General features: G+C 50.1%; 14 protein-coding genes. All 14 read left to right on the plus strand.

The genetic code is table 11. The features are described 5' to 3' along the window. The first annotated feature begins 94 nt into the window (after positions 1 to 94). The 14 genes from AC0YOB_RS03900 to murA all read left to right on the plus strand — a co-directional run bounded on the left by AC0YOB_RS03900 (position 95) and on the right by murA (position 15613). Positions 95 to 1285, plus strand: a complete 1191-nt coding sequence (locus tag AC0YOB_RS03900) for an LLM class flavin-dependent oxidoreductase (protein ID WP_475791637.1) — start codon at positions 95 to 97, stop codon at positions 1283 to 1285. 201 nt (positions 1286 to 1486) lie between these two features. Continuing rightward, on the plus strand, positions 1487 to 1879 hold the full coding sequence (locus AC0YOB_RS03905) for a VOC family protein (RefSeq protein ID WP_475791638.1): 393 nt from the start codon (positions 1487 to 1489) through the stop codon (positions 1877 to 1879). A gap of 203 nt (positions 1880 to 2082) precedes the next feature. Continuing rightward, on the plus strand, positions 2083 to 2640 hold the full coding sequence (locus tag AC0YOB_RS03910; RefSeq protein WP_379113432.1) for a helix-turn-helix domain-containing protein: 558 nt from the start codon (positions 2083 to 2085) through the stop codon (positions 2638 to 2640). Positions 2641 to 3144: 504 nt separating this feature from the next. Further along, the gene (locus tag AC0YOB_RS03915; RefSeq protein WP_475791639.1) at positions 3145 to 4140 is read left to right on the plus strand and encodes a Gfo/Idh/MocA family protein; all 996 of its coding nucleotides are present in this window, start codon (positions 3145 to 3147) and stop codon (positions 4138 to 4140) included. A 56-nt stretch (positions 4141 to 4196) separates the two neighbouring features. After that, positions 4197 to 5159, plus strand: coding sequence for an ABC transporter permease (locus tag AC0YOB_RS03920; RefSeq protein WP_475791640.1), 963 nt, complete (start codon positions 4197 to 4199; stop codon positions 5157 to 5159). Between the two features lie 25 nt (positions 5160 to 5184). Then, positions 5185 to 6066, plus strand: coding sequence for a carbohydrate ABC transporter permease (locus AC0YOB_RS03925; RefSeq protein WP_475791641.1), 882 nt, complete (start codon positions 5185 to 5187; stop codon positions 6064 to 6066). A gap of 32 nt (positions 6067 to 6098) precedes the next feature. Beyond that, the gene (locus tag AC0YOB_RS03930; protein ID WP_475791642.1) at positions 6099 to 7616 is read left to right on the plus strand and encodes an extracellular solute-binding protein; all 1518 of its coding nucleotides are present in this window, start codon (positions 6099 to 6101) and stop codon (positions 7614 to 7616) included. Positions 7617 to 7640: 24 nt separating this feature from the next. Continuing rightward, positions 7641 to 8003 (plus strand): cupin domain-containing protein, encoded by a 363-nt coding sequence (locus tag AC0YOB_RS03935; RefSeq protein ID WP_210045379.1) that lies wholly within the window; start codon positions 7641 to 7643, stop codon positions 8001 to 8003. Between the two features lie 47 nt (positions 8004 to 8050). Beyond that, positions 8051 to 8821, plus strand: a complete 771-nt coding sequence (locus AC0YOB_RS03940; RefSeq protein WP_475791643.1) for a sulfite exporter TauE/SafE family protein — start codon at positions 8051 to 8053, stop codon at positions 8819 to 8821. Between the two features lie 19 nt (positions 8822 to 8840). Continuing rightward, positions 8841 to 9599, plus strand: coding sequence for a sugar phosphate isomerase/epimerase family protein (locus tag AC0YOB_RS03945; RefSeq protein ID WP_475791644.1), 759 nt, complete (start codon positions 8841 to 8843; stop codon positions 9597 to 9599). 82 nt (positions 9600 to 9681) lie between these two features. Then, complete coding sequence (locus AC0YOB_RS03950; protein WP_475791645.1) at positions 9682 to 10902, plus strand: Tm-1-like ATP-binding domain-containing protein; 1221 nt, start codon at positions 9682 to 9684, stop codon at positions 10900 to 10902. Positions 10903 to 10910: 8 nt separating this feature from the next. Next, positions 10911 to 11759, plus strand: coding sequence for a phosphoenolpyruvate hydrolase family protein (locus AC0YOB_RS03955; RefSeq protein WP_475791646.1), 849 nt, complete (start codon positions 10911 to 10913; stop codon positions 11757 to 11759). A 613-nt stretch (positions 11760 to 12372) separates the two neighbouring features. Continuing rightward, positions 12373 to 14109: an ABC transporter ATP-binding protein gene (locus AC0YOB_RS03960; RefSeq protein WP_475791647.1), complete on the plus strand. Its 1737-nt coding sequence runs from the start codon at positions 12373 to 12375 to the stop codon at positions 14107 to 14109. Between the two features lie 208 nt (positions 14110 to 14317). Then, complete coding sequence (gene murA, locus AC0YOB_RS03965; protein ID WP_475791648.1) at positions 14318 to 15613, plus strand: UDP-N-acetylglucosamine 1-carboxyvinyltransferase; 1296 nt, start codon at positions 14318 to 14320, stop codon at positions 15611 to 15613. Positions 15614 to 15622: the final 9 nt, after the last annotated feature.

Genomic DNA, 15622 nt, shown 5'->3' on the forward strand with positions numbered 1-15622 from the left:
AATAAAACATCTTAGAATGCAGGATAAATGATCTTATTAAGGTTTATAATCTTAAGGTATTTGATAGATGGAAATAACCAGGGAGGGGAAAACCATGAGCGCATCAAAACAAGACGAAACGCTTCTCTGGACACCCGGGGAGCCGCAAAATTATCCGGAGAGCCCGCTGTCAAAGGCTTTCGCCCAACCGCTGATGCTGGGGCTTTTTCTGCCGCTTCAAACCGGAGGTTGGTCGCAGTCGACGCTGCCACGGGGAACCGATTGGTCATTTGACTATAATGCCAGATTGACGCAGCAGGCAGAGGAGCTGGGGTTTGACGTGGTTTTCGGTCTTTCTCAGTGGCTTCCGAAGGGCGGCTTCGGCGGTGAAACCGGATACCGGGAGAATTTTCTTGATCCTTTCGTGTCAACGGTCGCGCTTGCAGCCGTAACGAAGCGGATTCTTCTTCTGGGTACGATTCATATTCTCTACGGTCCATGGCATCCGATGCACCTGGCCCGTTTTTTGGCAACAGCGGATCATATCTCGCAGGGTCGTTTTGGCGCAAACATCGTGACAGGCTACGCAGAGAATGAGCCGCGCATGTTTGGGTCGACCAAGGCCGATCACGATAAACGCTATGTACAATCGGCCGAGTTCATACGAATCTGCAACGCCCTTTGGGCCGGCACCGACAATCTGACCTATCAGGGGGAATTTTATTCTCTCGAAGAGGCTTACGTTTCGCCCCGGCCGCGTTATGGCAGGCCCGTTCTGGCTTCAGCATCGGGGTCGCCGGCAGGCTTCGGCTACGCGGCCAAATATTCCGACATCGCGTTCATCTCGAGTCCCGCAGGGGAAAAGCTCGCGGATGCGCTGCCGAAGCTTCCCGCTCACGTTTCGGCTGTCAAGAACGCCGCCGCCGCCGAAAACCGTCAGGTGCGCGTCATCATCAATCCGACCATCATTGTGCGTCCGACAAGCGAAGAGGCATTCGCATACTATCGTGCGATCATGGATCATGCCGATCTTGGCTCAATCCGCAATTTCTCTGCCCGCCATGCCGCAGGAGACAGCCAATCATGGCTGGAGCACTCGGACAAAGGCCGCGCGGTCGGCGGCCATCTCCATATTGTGGGCTCGCCCGCAGAAGTCGTGGAACAGCTGAAGCAGCTGCAAGCGACCGGCGTCGACGGGATTCAGATCACCTTCTATGACTATGAACCGGAGCTGGCCTATTTTGGCGAAAGCGTCATACCCCTATTGGAACAGGCGGGACTCCGGCTGCCTCAAGAACAACTGTGATTTAGCGCTGACCGACATGAAACAAAGGACAGTGTTCTTCCAAAGCCGCATAGCTGCGGCTTTTTTCTTTATAAGAAAGGCCGGCTGTAATCCAGGCGCAGCGGCACCTCCAAACACAGCAATCCATAAGAAATCCCGCCTGATGCGGTTTGCTATAATGAGAACGAACATAACAATAATTGGATGGAAGGATGATGGAGAATGGCAACGCTTAAACCTTTCCTGATTTCGGAGGACTCCAGAGCTCAAGCGGATTTCTATGTTGGAGCGCTTGGAGGGACAATCAATTCTGTCATGACGCATGCACAGGCTCCGGAGCCTAATAATGCGATTAAAGACAAAGTCATGCATTTATGCCTGGAGGCCGCAGGGGTAACGATCTTCATGGCCGATTCCCTAGGTCCTCTTACGCACGGGAACGGAATCAGTCTGAACCTGGAGTTCGAATCCGCGGCAGAAGGCCGGGAAGCGTTCGATAACCTGGCAGCAGGCGGCAAAGTGATTGAACCGCTCGAGCCGGTATTCTGGGGCGGCATGTACGGGCAGCTGGAAGATAAATATGGCGTCTATTGGATGATCAGCTGCGGAAGCTGAAGAAGGCGTAACCCGACCGGAGCTGTGTAACTTAAATGAGGAAGAGCAGGGCTGGTGCAGTCTTGCTCTTTTTGCATTTTATACGATATACAGATTTCTTCCCGATTCCTATTCACAAGTTCCCGATACTATGTCTTGACTTGTACTGCTTCGTATCGGTATGATAAACAGAGTTGAATGCAGTTACACAGGAGATAAATAATATGATGGATTTAGGGAATAAAATCAAGAAATTGCGTATCGAGCAAAACCGGAGTCTAAGCGATATAGCCGCCGTTTGCGGATTCTCAAAAAGCCTGCTGTCGAAAATAGAAAACGGCAAGACCGTTCCCCCGATCTCCACATTGATCAAGATTGCTGATGCGCTGGGTACGAAGGTATCCATCCTGCTCGATGATCATCAGCAGTCGGGAACGATTTATACAACCAAAGAAACGAGTGAATCCAGATTAGTCAAGACAGATAAAGGCTACTCCTTTTTCACCTTTGCCGTTGAGCGCAGCGAGAAGCTGATGCAGCCGTTTCTTTTTGTATCCAGAAAAGAAGAGAGCGACAACAGAAATATATACAGCCATAACGGGGAAGAGTTTATCTATATTCTGGAAGGCGAAATGCGCTACAAAGTAGGCAATGTGGAATACACCCTGAAGCCGGGGGACAGTTTGTACTTCGATTCCATTGAAAAGCATAAATTAACCTCGATCACTAATGAAGTAAAATACATTGCTGTATTCACCCAATCGAAGCTGAACGAAGGATAGCATCCGCAGTGAACGGTCGGCTTCAGTCCTCAAATACCCCCGTCTTCTCCATAGTTAGTCAGATAACATGATGATTTTATCCTCATGTTATTTCCTCTGCCGTCCCACTTTACAGTATCGCTTTACAGTCCTGCTTGACTAAAGTCAATCGCTGTACGGATCAGGGTTCTCAAGAGAGAGCCCTGTTTCGGTTGTCTCTAAAATCCAGGCGATAATTTTTTGAAATTTTGCTTAGAAAGCGATTGCAAACCAGGAAATAGTGTTATACAATGATCTCAATTCAACTGAGTTGAATAAAATACAACTTAGTTAATTATAATTCCATAAAATTGAAGGATATTGAACAGATTATCAAAATCCTCTCAATGGAAAGGAGATGAAATCAGCAGGAAGCGGCTGACAAGGCTGCAGCTTGGAAGAAATTAAGTAACCGCTTTCAAAGTTTTCGGGGATTTATGGCAGCTATTAATCTCAATTCCAAACTTAGAGGAGTGACAATGAAGAATGAAAAAGTACAAAGTGGGTATTGTTGGTGCTGGCGGCGTAACCGAATTGCATTTTGTGGGATACAAGGATCATCCGGAACGTATCGAGGTTGTGGCTTTATGCGACAAGGATGCGGAAGCGCTCCACGCCAAGGCTGACAAATACGGCGTGCCGCAGCGGTTTACGGATTTGCAGGATTTTATCCAAAACAGCGGCATCGATGTGGCTGTCGTCTGTACGCCAACCTCCATCCGCAAGCAAATCGTATTTCCGCTCATAGAAGCCGGCATTCCGGTATTTGTGGAGAAGCCGTTCTCCGACACGCTTGCCGAAGCGGCAGAAATCACGAACAAAGCGAAGCAGTTCGACGTACCGATATCGGTTAACCAGAACTTCCGCGGCCATTTTCCTTTCAAGCTGGTTAAGGAGAAGGTGGCGGCGGGTTTGATCGGCGGCGTTACCTCCATCTTGTTCTCCAATCTGTTCTTCCGGCAGGACGCAGGCTGGCGGCTGGATTGCGAGCGCCATGCGCTTTCGGTAATGGGGATTCACTGGTTTGACGGATTCCGGCAGATTCTGGGCAGCGAGGCCGTATCGGTTGTCTGTCAGACGCGTTCCTCCTCCGCCATTAACTGCGCGGGCGAGACTGATGCCACTGTGCAGATTGTCTTCGAGAACAATGCGGTAGCCACGTATGTGCAGAGCTTCTCCTCCACATTCAACAAAACGGAAATGATTGTCATTGGCGAGACGGGGACGATCGTAACCAGCCACAACAAGGCGGAACTGTATCGCAAAGGCGACAAGACTCCGTCCGAAGCATGGGACAACTACATATCAAGGGAGGTACAGACGTACGAGGGGCTGAATCAGCTTCTGACCAGTCTGGAAACCGGAGAGGAACCGTCCAACAGCTCAAGCGATAATTTGAAAATCGTATCCATGCTGGACGCCGCTTATGTCTCCGCCAAGGAGAACCGCATCGTTCAATTGCAGCAAGGCGCTTTCGTGTAAAGTGGTTCACTTACGTTTGAGCATCAAAAAATCGATTGAAGTGGAAGGTAACGAACATGCGCGAACAATCTGCTGTTTTGCAGTCGTCCGTTTCCGTAGGTGAAAAGAGCAAATGGCATTCTCTCAAATCTGATCTCAAACGCGATAAATATCTTTATTTTCTCGTGCTGCCGGGTGTTCTCTTTTTTATCCTTTTCAAATATGTCCCCATGTGGGGAGTTATCATTGCCTTTCAGGAGTATTCACCCTATCTCGGTATTCTGAAAAGCGAGTGGGTCGGTTTGGAGCATTTTATCCGATTCTTCTCCAATCCCGATTTCACGCTGCTGTTCCGCAATACGATGATGATCAGTTTCTTGAATCTGGTGTTCTTCTTTCCTCTGCCGATTGTATTGTCTCTGCTGCTCAATGAAGTCAAGAGTCAGGGCTTCAAAAGAGTCATTCAATCGGTTGTATATCTTCCGCACTTTTTCTCCTGGGTCATTATAGCCGGGATATCGTTCCTATTGCTGTCGGAGTCGACTGGCATCATCAATATGATGATGGCCGCGCTGGGGCTGCCCAAGTACGATTTCCTGACCAACACGGACACGTTCTGGGGCCTCCTGGTGCTGCAGAATATTTGGAAGGAGACCGGCTGGGGAACGATCATTATACTGGCAGCCATTACGTCCGTTGATCCGCAGCTGTACGAGGCGGCCAAAATAGACGGAGCCAACCGGCTGCTGCAGGCCTGGCATGTCACACTGCCCTCGATCCGCAGCGTCATTCTTGTCCTGCTGATCCTCCGGCTGGGCCATATTATGGATGTCGGCTTCGAGCAGCTATTCCTGATGGATAACGGGGCCGTAGCGAAATTTGCGGATGTATTTGAAACCTATGTCTACCGCAACGGGATTCAGCAGGGACAGTTCAGCTACAGCACGGCTGTCGGATTATTCAAATCCGTAGTCGGCCTTGTGCTGGTCGTCCTTGCCAACAAGCTGGCCAAACGGTTTGGCGAGGATGGAGTTTATTAAGGACAAGACGACAAGGAGGCGGAATATGAAAGAGAGCTTTGGAGGCCGGCTGTTTAACGGAGTGAACGCCTTCGTACTGATTATAGTCGGCCTCGTCACATTGTTCCCGCTGTATTATGTGTTTATCGTTTCGTTCACCGATTCGCATGAATATTTGCAAAAAAACGGCTTCGTGCTGTTCCCCCAAGACTGGACGCTGGCATCTTACAAGTATTTGCTGGGTACCTCGGCTTTTATGGACGCCACCCTGGTCAGCACATTTCTGGCAACGGTGGGAACTGCTTTGAGCCTGATTTTCACCTCGGCCATGGCCTTCGGGATGTCCCGCAAACGATTGCGGGGAAGAAGAATCATGATGCTGATGATTCTGCTGACGATCCTGTTCAATCCGGGCATTATTCCCAATTATATCGTCGTCCGTGACTTTGGCCTGATCAACAGTGTATGGTCGCTCATCATTCCCGTGCTTATCAGCGGCTGGAACGTCATATTGATGAAAAGCTTTTTTGACAGCATCCCTGTTGAGCTTGAAGAAGCGGCCATGATTGATGGCTGCAACGATCTGGGGACGTTTTTCCGGATTGTGCTGCCATTATCGGCTCCGGCGCTCGCCGCATTCGGATTGTTCTACGCCGTCGCGTACTGGAACACATTCTTCAATGCCGTCCTGTACATTAATGATTTCGCCAAAGTCCCCCTTCAGATTGTGCTGAGGAATATGCTGATCGATTCGGACACCACCACCGGGGGCGCGGCAGCGGTCGAAATGATGTCGGATAATCAAATCCCGACCCAAACGATAAAAATGGCGGCTGTCGTCATTGCGACCTTTCCTATTTTGCTGGTTTATCCGTTCCTGCAAAAGCATTTTGCCAAAGGAGTCATGCTTGGTTCGGTCAAAGGTTAACAAGGGATATAAATCGCTAAGGAGGTTAAGGTGTGAAAAAAGCGTCTGTTCGGTTGTCCCTGGCTGCGCTTCTGGCTTTGAGCCTGGTGACGTTAGCAGCCTGCTCCAGTGAACCGCAGGGCGGAGCAGCAGCAAACAAGCCGGTTGAAGGCCAGTCGGAGGAGACCGTCACTCTGAATATTTTAAGCAATTTTTCTATTGCCCAGCCGCCTGGACCGGATAATCCGGTTACCAAGGAATTTGAAAAACGGACGAATACGAAGCTTAACATTACCTGGGTGTCCGACGGTGTATATAATGACAAATTGAACGTATTGCTGGCTTCGGGCGATCTGCCGGATCTGATTAAGCTGCCGGATACGACGACGATTCCACAGTTCAGCACGATGGTCAAGCAAGGCGCCTTCTGGGATTTGACGCCACTGCTCAAGGATTACAAAAATTTGATGGATTCGCCTGCGCAAATCTGGGAAAATACCAAAATGGACGGGAAAAATTTCGTCGTTCCCATTGTACGGCCACTGGAGGGGGGAGCCACCCTCGCCATCCGCCGGGATTGGCTCGACAAACTGCATCTGGAGATGCCGACAACGATGGATGAGTTGTACACGGTCATGAAAGCGTTCAAAGAGAACGCGCCTGACGGCAAACAAAATACCTACGGGTATACGATGCGTACCAACGAGATTATTGATAATACGTTCAACGGATCGAACGGCAAGTGGAAGGAAGTGGATGGCAAGCTTATTGATGTTACCCTGGAGCCCACGATGAGGGAGGCCATCCTGTACAAGAAGAAATTATTTGACGAGGGGCTTATCCCGCCCGATTTTGCCATTATGAAAGACGACCAGTTCTGGGACCTGGCAACGGGCGGGAGCGCCGGAGTGACGGGGGAAACGATTGAAGCCTTGTGGAGATGGACCTACGACCAGTGGAAACGCGATCCTTCTGTCGTCTGGGAGCCACTGGTTTCGATAGCGGCTTCGCAGGGTCAATTTAACGCCCAAAACTCGGGATTTATCGGCGTGGCGGCCATTCCCAAAAGCGTTCCCGAAGCGAAGGTAAAGAAGATTTTGTCCCTGCTCGATTATGGAGCGTCGCTGGAGGGAAGCACGCTGTCCCAATACGGCATCGAGGGCGTGCATTACACCAAAGAGGATGGTTATTTTGTGACGAACGAGCAATCGGTCAAGGACAGTCTGGGTACGGGATCGTTCGGCAAGCTGTTCATGAAGCATGATCCCTATATGTATGCATTTGCTCCCGGAATGCCCAAGGATGTATTCGAGAGAAACAAGAAAATCATCGACGCCAAATCCAAGGTCAGCACACCGAATCCTGCCATTGGCCTGGCTTCCGAAACCAACGTGAAGCTCGGCGCCGAATATACGAAGAAGATCGACGACTTGAAAGTACAGGTCATCATGGGCAAAGCGGGCATTGACGCCTGGGACAAACTTGTGGCCGATCTGAAGCAGGACGCCAACTATCAGAAGATTATTCAGGAAATGAATTCCGCCTATAAAGAGCGTCTGGCATCCAAGTAAATATAAACAAAGGAGAATGAGAGAATGGCTACCATAACTGACTTAAGGAATCAAGATCCATCCCGCATACTGAACGAAAGCTGGGGTAAAATTCAATGGCTATGCGGGAAGGAGATTGACGAGGAAAGCGAAATGACCTTCGGCATGGTGTATATCAACGCGGGAGATGCCAATCCCAGGCATGTGCATCCCAACTGCGAGGAGATTATTTTCATCCTGTCGGGAGAGTGCGACCATACGCTGGGGGCAGAGACGTTTCATCTGGAGCCGGGCATGATGCTGCGCATTCCGCGCAATGTCCCGCATAATGCGACAACTACCAGCTGGGAGCCATGCCGGATGATAATTGCTTACTCCTCGGGCGACCGGCAGACTATTGGAGAGTAGGCGGGGATTCCGGTTCATCATCACGTCCCGCTCCATGAGGTATACCTATGCTTGAGCTGAATGCTTTGCAAATCACCATTATCGTCGGAGTAAGCGTCCTGATCGGCTTTGCCAAAACGGGCGTGTCCACCATGGGCATATTTAACGCCATGCTCATGACGCTTGTTTTTCCGGCCAAATTATCCGTAGGCATCATGCTGCCCATGTTAATCGCGGGAGATATAATAGCCGTTGCCTATTACCGGAAAAACGTTATCTGGAAGCATTTGATCAGCCTGATTCCATGGGTGCTGCTGGGCATTCTTGGCGGCTATTATGTGCTGCTGCTCGTGGATGATAACCAATTAAAGCTGCTCCTGGGAGCACTCATCGTCGGTCTGATCCTCCTTCAATTCATTAGAGAACGGCTGGGAACGAAGCTGGATTCCAGGTTTCCTTCCTCGCTGTGGTTTATTGGCACGATGGGGTTCCTGGCCGGCTTCGCGACGATGGTCGGCAACGTGTCCGGTTCGATTATGGCGATTTATCTGTTTGCCAAGAGAGTCCCCAAGCAGGAATTTGTCGGTACCGGGGCATGGTTTTTCCTGCTGGTCAATCTGGTCAAGGTGCCTTTTTGTATCCATCTGGGGATGATTACCTCCGAGTCCCTGCTCTTTAATGTCTGGATGATTCCGCTTATTGCTCTGGGCGCTTACGCGGGGATCAGGCTGCTTCCATTAATACCGCAGGCCCACTTTCAACGGATTATCCTGTGGCTCGGAGCCATCGGGGGCTTGAATCTTCTGGGGGAGAGCCTGATTGCGTATCTTCATCAATAGATGGTAAAGGAGAGTTATTATGGGCATCAAGCTTGCGTTTTCAAGACCTACAGCCGACGCAGAGGAGCAGAAGCTGCTCTTCCGGGAGTTTCATAAGGAAGGCTATGACGGTCTGCAATTGAAAAGCGGACAGTACGCGGCTTATCTGGGAGAGCCGGCCGGGTTCACAGCAGAATGGGGAGAACTGCCGGGCATCGCCTCGGCGCTGATCACAGGCGGGAGACTGGAAGAAGCGGATATAGAGCAGCTTCGCAAAGTTTTCAGCTTTGCTGCCCATGCGGGTACGGAGCTTATCGTCTACTGCCATGGAATCGGACGCGCAGAGGTTACGGAAGCGGATATCCGGCGCTATGCCGATGTATTGTCGGAGCTGGGCAATGAAGCGCAGCAGCAGTACGGCGTCAAGCTGTCGCTCCATCATCATCATAATAATCCGGTCATGTACCGTGAGGATTTCGATATCTTTTTTGACAGCGCCAGAGAAGGCTCCGTAGGATTGACGGTGGACACGGCGCATCTCGTCAAGTCCGGCATCACCGACATCGCAGAAGTTATCCGCAGCTTCGGCCGCGTAATCGACAACTTTCATATGAAGGATTTTGAGCAGGGCGAATGGAGGGTGTTGGGTCAGGGCGCTATCGACTTCGGGCCCGTCTTCGGGGCTATTCGGGAAATCGGCTATAGCGGCTGGATCTCGGCCGATGAGGAGAGCGGAGGCGGAGTAATGGAAGGAATGAAGACCTGTTATTCGTATCTGCGCGACGGGCTGAAATCATAGGTTTGATTCGTCAAATGCAAGTTCAAAAAGTATGATTCTCAACCGCTTAAAAGGAGCTGGTACTTATGGGAAAAAAGCAGTATTGATTGGTGCCCTGGATACGAAGGGGCAGGAATACCGGTTTGTACGGGATACCCTCGAAGCTTGCGGATTGGAGACCTATGTCATTGATACGGGAGTGCTCGGGGAGCCAGCGTTCCCGCCGGATGTGTCTGCCGGTGAAGTGGCGAGGGCAGGCGGCTCGAGCATGGAGGAGCTGCGGAGCGGGAACGACCGCGGCAGGGCCGTTGCCGTCATGACGCGGGGAGCGGCCAATATTGCAGCGGAGCTCGAGCGGCAGGGGTTGATTGGAGGCATGCTGGGGATGGGCGGTACGGCGGGTACGACTGTTGCCGCTTCCGCACTGCAGGCGCTGCCGATCGGGATTCCGAAGCTGCTGGTATCTACCGTCGCATCGGGAAATACGAGGCCTTATGTAGGCGTGAAGGATATTATGATGTTGTATTCCGTTGTCGATATTGCCGGGATCAACCGGCTGTCCCGACGGATTCTGAGCAATGCGGCCTACGCGCTCGCGGGAATGATTAACCGTCAGCAGCTTGAGCAGCAGCAAGGAGCGGACGTTGACGACAAAGTGACACTCGGCATTACCATGTTCGGGGTTACGACACCCTGCGCGACCCGGGTCCGCGAATTATTAGAGGATCGGGGATATGATCTGCTCGTATTCCATGCTACCGGAGCAGGCGGCCAGGCGATGGAAGAGCTGATCCGGGCGGGCTATATCAAGGGCGTCGCCGATATTACGACAACGGAGCTTGCCGACGAGCTAGTCGGGGGTATCTTCAGCGCGGGAGCAGGCAGGCTGGAAGCGGCAGGCGCAGCCGGCATCCCGCAGGTAGTCTCAGTGGGGGCGCTGGATATGGTCAATTTCGGTCCGCCGGAGACGGTACCGGGCAAGTTCAAGGAGCGGCTGTTCTACCAGCATAATCCTACAACTACGCTTATGCGCACAACAGCCGCGGAGAACCGCGAGCTGGGGCGGATTTTGGCGGAAAAGCTGAATCACAGCGCTGCCCCAACCGTTGTTGTGTTTCCCCGAGGCGGAGTATCTTTGTTGGATATGAAGGATGGTGCGTTTGAGGGCACGCAGGAGCGGCAAGCTTTATATGAGGGAATGAAACAGCATCTTCGGGCAGATATTGCCATAATTGAAATGGAAGAGGATATCAATCACACAGCGGTCGCTGACATCATCGCCGGCCAGCTGCTCAATCTGCTGGAACTGACCAGGAAAGGATAGATCCAATAATGGCTATAGCGAGACAGGAAATAGTAGGACGGCTGCGTTCCCAACTGGAGCAGGGCCGTTTCATCGTAGGCGCGGGAGCCGGAACCGGCCTGTCTGCCAAGTGTGCGGAAGCCGGCGGCGCCGATATGATCATCATCTATAACTCGGGCCGGTACAGAATGGCAGGCCGGGGTTCTCTGGCCGGATTAATGCCGTACGGAGACGCCAATCAGATTGTGGTTGAGATGGGCGGGGAGGTGCTTCCCATTGTCAAGGATACGCCGGTGCTGGCGGGAGTGTGCGGTACGGACCCGTTCCGGCTGATGGATGTCTATCTGAAGCAGCTGAAGGAGCAGGGCTTCTCCGGGGTGCAGAATTTCCCCACCGTGGGACTGATTGATGGTGTGTTCAGACAAAATCTGGAGGAAACCGGAATGGGGTATGCTTTGGAGGTCGAGATGATCCGCCAAGCGCATGAGCTGGATTTATTGACGACTCCTTATGTGTTTAACGAAGAGGATGCCGTGGCCATGGCACAAGCGGGGGCGGATGTCCTGGTTGCCCATGTCGGTCTGACAACCAAGGGGAGCATCGGGGCCAAGACCGCGCTCACGCTCGATGAGTCGGCGGAGCTTATCCAACGCATTCATGATGCGGGCAAAAGCGTGAATCCCGGGATTCTCGTCATTTGTCACGGTGGGCCGATCTCGGAGCCGGAAGACGTCGACTATGTGCTGGCGCGCACGCATGGCATCGCAGGCTTCTTCGGAGCATCCAGCGTGGAGCGGCTGCCAACGGAAGTTGCCATTACGGAGCAGGTGAGGAAGTTCAAGAAGCAGGGTGTACGGAAGGCTGCGCAGGAGTTATAAAAGAAAGTAGGCATCCCGTATCTGCCTCTGGAGAGGTTCAGGTACGGGATTTTTGGTTTTGCAGGCTGCTGCTGAGGCGCTTTGATAATTATCATGCTGCTATGATTCTTTTTCTATTGAACGAAGGATGCTTGCTGCACTATGATAAGTGTGAACAAAAGCATTTATCCATCAAGTATACGGAATAAAAAGGTGATCAGCATGCAGTTTGAATATACGGTTTTAAAAAAGAAGGTTGATATTTATGGTGTCAAATATTTTCTGGACGAGAGGGATCACCTTCCAAAATTCAACGATATATCCTTTATACGAGTTTTAAATATTCTTGGAGATCAGGGATGGGAGCTTGCGGTTAAAGAAAGCCAAAATACATATATTCTTAAACGTCAGGTGACATCATAAAAGAATGATTCAAATCATACGCTAATATTCATAATCTGTGGTAGGATATGGAGTATAGGCTCACGCTTATGCCGCAGTTTTACTGCGATATAATAAAAGATGACAGGAAGGGTGTTAAAAATGAAAAATACATTCAACGCAACTATAAACATGAATATAATCCGGAGGGTGACTCATGTTTAGCCCTCCAAAATAATGGAGGAGAACATATTTGAATTCCAGAATCAAGAAATTTTTATCTTATTACAAACCTTATTTAGGATTATTTTATGCAGATATGGCATGTGCGTTTATGATATCGGCCGTTACTCTGGTGCTCCCGTTATGCATAAGATATGTCACTAAAAATATATTGGACGGAAATATGGCCAATGCGCATCAGCAGCTTTATGTAATGGGAGCTGTTATGCTCGTATTGGTTGCCATACATACCATCTGCAATATGTTTGTGGATTACCAGGGGCATACGATGGGTGCTATGATGGAACGCGATATGCGCAGGGAATTATTCGAACATTATCAGAAACTATCGAACCGCTTTTATGATGAACAAAAAACAGGTCAGCTGATGACACGGATCACCAATGATTCCTTTTCGCTTTCTGAATTGTATCATCATGGTCCTGAAGATATCGTCATTTCCATGTTGAAATTTGTCGGTGCCTTCATCATCCTGATCAATATTGACGTCAAGCTGACTTTAATTGTCTTTCTTTTCTTGCCGGTGATGGCCGTTTATTCCTTTTATTTTAATAAGAGAATGAACATTGCGTTAAGAAAAAGCAAGGATAGAATCGGTGACATCAACGCGCAGGTCGAGGATACACTTTCTGGCATCAGAGTCGTCAAATCATTTACGAACGAGCCGGTAGAAGAGCGGAAATTCGCCTACGAGAACAACCGTTTTGTGCAAAGCAGAAAAGAAGGCTATAAAAGTGAGGCGTACTTTTCTGCGGGTTTGATTGCGTTCACGCAGCTTATTACCATTGCCGTCATCGTCTTTGGCGGAGTCGGTATGCTTCATTCTTCTTTGGATTTGGCCGATTTGCTGACATTTATATTATGTATCGGCATCCTCATCGAGCCCATTCAGAGACTGGTTAATTTCGCCAGGCTCTATCAGGAGGGAATTACGGCATTTGACCGGTTTATGGAAATGCTGGAGATCGAGCCGGATATCCAGGACTCGGCGGACGCCATTGAGCTTGCGCATGCTCAGGGAAATGTGGAATTTAAACAGGTCAGCTTCAAGTATAACGAAAACTACGACTATGTCCTGAAGGACATATCACTGGATATAAAAGCCGGTGAATATGTTGCATTCGTAGGGGCTTCCGGCGTCGGCAAAACAACCTTATGTTCGTTGATTCCCCGTTTCTACGAAATAACCAGGGGGGCAATCCTTCTCGACGGCAAGAATATCAGCGATATCAGCTTACGCTCGTTAAGAAGGAACATAGGCATTGTCCAGCAGGATGTGTATTTGTTTGCCGGCACCATCTCCGACAACATCCGCTATGGCAAAATGGATGCAAGCGAGGAAGAAATTATGGAAGCGGCCAAAAAGGCGAACGCCCATGATTTTATCATGGAGCTGCCGGACGGGTATGATTCCGATATTGGTCAGCGCGGCGTAAAGTTATCCGGAGGGCAGAAGCAGCGCCTGAGCATTGCACGCGTTTTCTTGAAGAATCCGCCTGTTATCATTTTTGACGAAGCGACAAGCGCGCTGGATAATGAAAGTGAAAAGGCCGTTCAGGAATCATTGGAAAAGTTAACGGACAACCGGACCACGCTTGTCATTGCCCATCGTTTATCCACGGTCCGAAATGCACAGCGGATTATTGTATTAACGGATAGCGGGATTGACGAGCAGGGAACGCATGAAGAGTTGATTAAGTTGGATGGCACCTATGCGAATTTATACAATCTGCAATTAAAAATATAAGACGAGAAGTCTTAACAGATGCCATTGATGTTTACCAGTTATTTCTAAATAATAAAATATTCATGCGGTAGAGTTGTCTTTCAGGCTGTCGAGAAAGTCTCGACAGCTATCTTTTTGTTTAATTATTTGAAGAAAACAAATTAACTGCAGCACTGGCATACGAATGGGCTATCGCCATCAGTCAGACAAAAGAAAGAAGGTTGCAATCATGAAATGGATTCAGGTAGAACGGACTTCAGGCTTGAATGGAACTGTGAAAATTCCCGGTTCAAAAAACAGCTCATTAGCCTTATTGGCTGCTTCCTGCATGTCGGACGAGCCTGTGAGGTTGGCAGGCATACCGGAAATCGCAGATTTTAAAGTGATTTGTGAAATTGCAGAAGATATCGGAATCCGAATCGTACGCGAGTTTTCAGGCGAGGTGTATATCGATCCAAGCGGGGTCCGGTCTGCTTCAATTGATCCGGACAAAGCATCCCGGTTTCGAACGTCCTATTATTTTGTCGGGGCTCTGCTTGCCAAATGTGGAAAGGTCATCGTGGGGTACCCGGGCGGGGATGATTTTGTAAAACGCCCCATCGATCAGCATATTAAAGCCTTAAAAGCATTAGGCGCCAAATTTACGTTTCACAAGGAATATTATGAGGTGGAAGCAAGGGAATTATCAGGCTCGAATATATTTTTTGATGTGATTACTTCGGGGGCAACCATCAATGCTATGCTGGCTGCCGTACGCGCAAAGGGCCAAACGGTGCTGCGAAATGCAGCCAAGGATCCGGAGGTTGTCGATACCGCAAATTTATTGAACCATATGGGCGCCAAGATCAGCGGCGCCGGGACCGATACGATTCGTATTGAAGGAGTCCGGTCTCTTCGGGGCTGTACCTATACGGCTATTCCCGACCGGCTAATTGCGGGAGCCTTTCTGATCTCTGCAGGTGTGACAGGCGGGATAATTACAGTCGAAGATGTGATACCGGAGCATCTGGGCTCATGCTTGGCGAAATTAAAGGAAATCGGAGTGGATATCGAAATCAATGGCAATGCGATCACGGCCTCATCTGCGGGAGCTTTAAAAGCAACACGGGTCCGGACCTCCATGTACCCCGGTTTCGCCACAGACCTTCAGCAGCCGCTGACCGCTCTGCTTACCCAGGCGCCGGGAAGAAGCATCGTCAGCGATAAGGTATATCCGAACCGGTTCAACCATGTTTATCAATTAAGGAGAATGGGAGCGGATATCGAGCTGCGTTCGGGAACCGCCTTTATTAAAGGCGGCGCTCCTTTGCGGGGCAATTTGGTGCATGCTACCGACATCAGAGCCGGTATTTGTCTTCTGTTGGCCGGTTTAGCCGCAGAGGGAAAAACCAGCATCACCGGTATCCACCATTTTGAACGGGGCTACGAAAATATAGTTCAGGAATTCCGCTCATTGGGCGCCAGAATTGAAGAAATGGATTCCAGTGATGACGGTATGGAGATGCTGCATGTTGCAGAGAAATGAAATATCCGA

This window comes from Paenibacillus sp. JT31N17 (assembly GCF_056269255.1).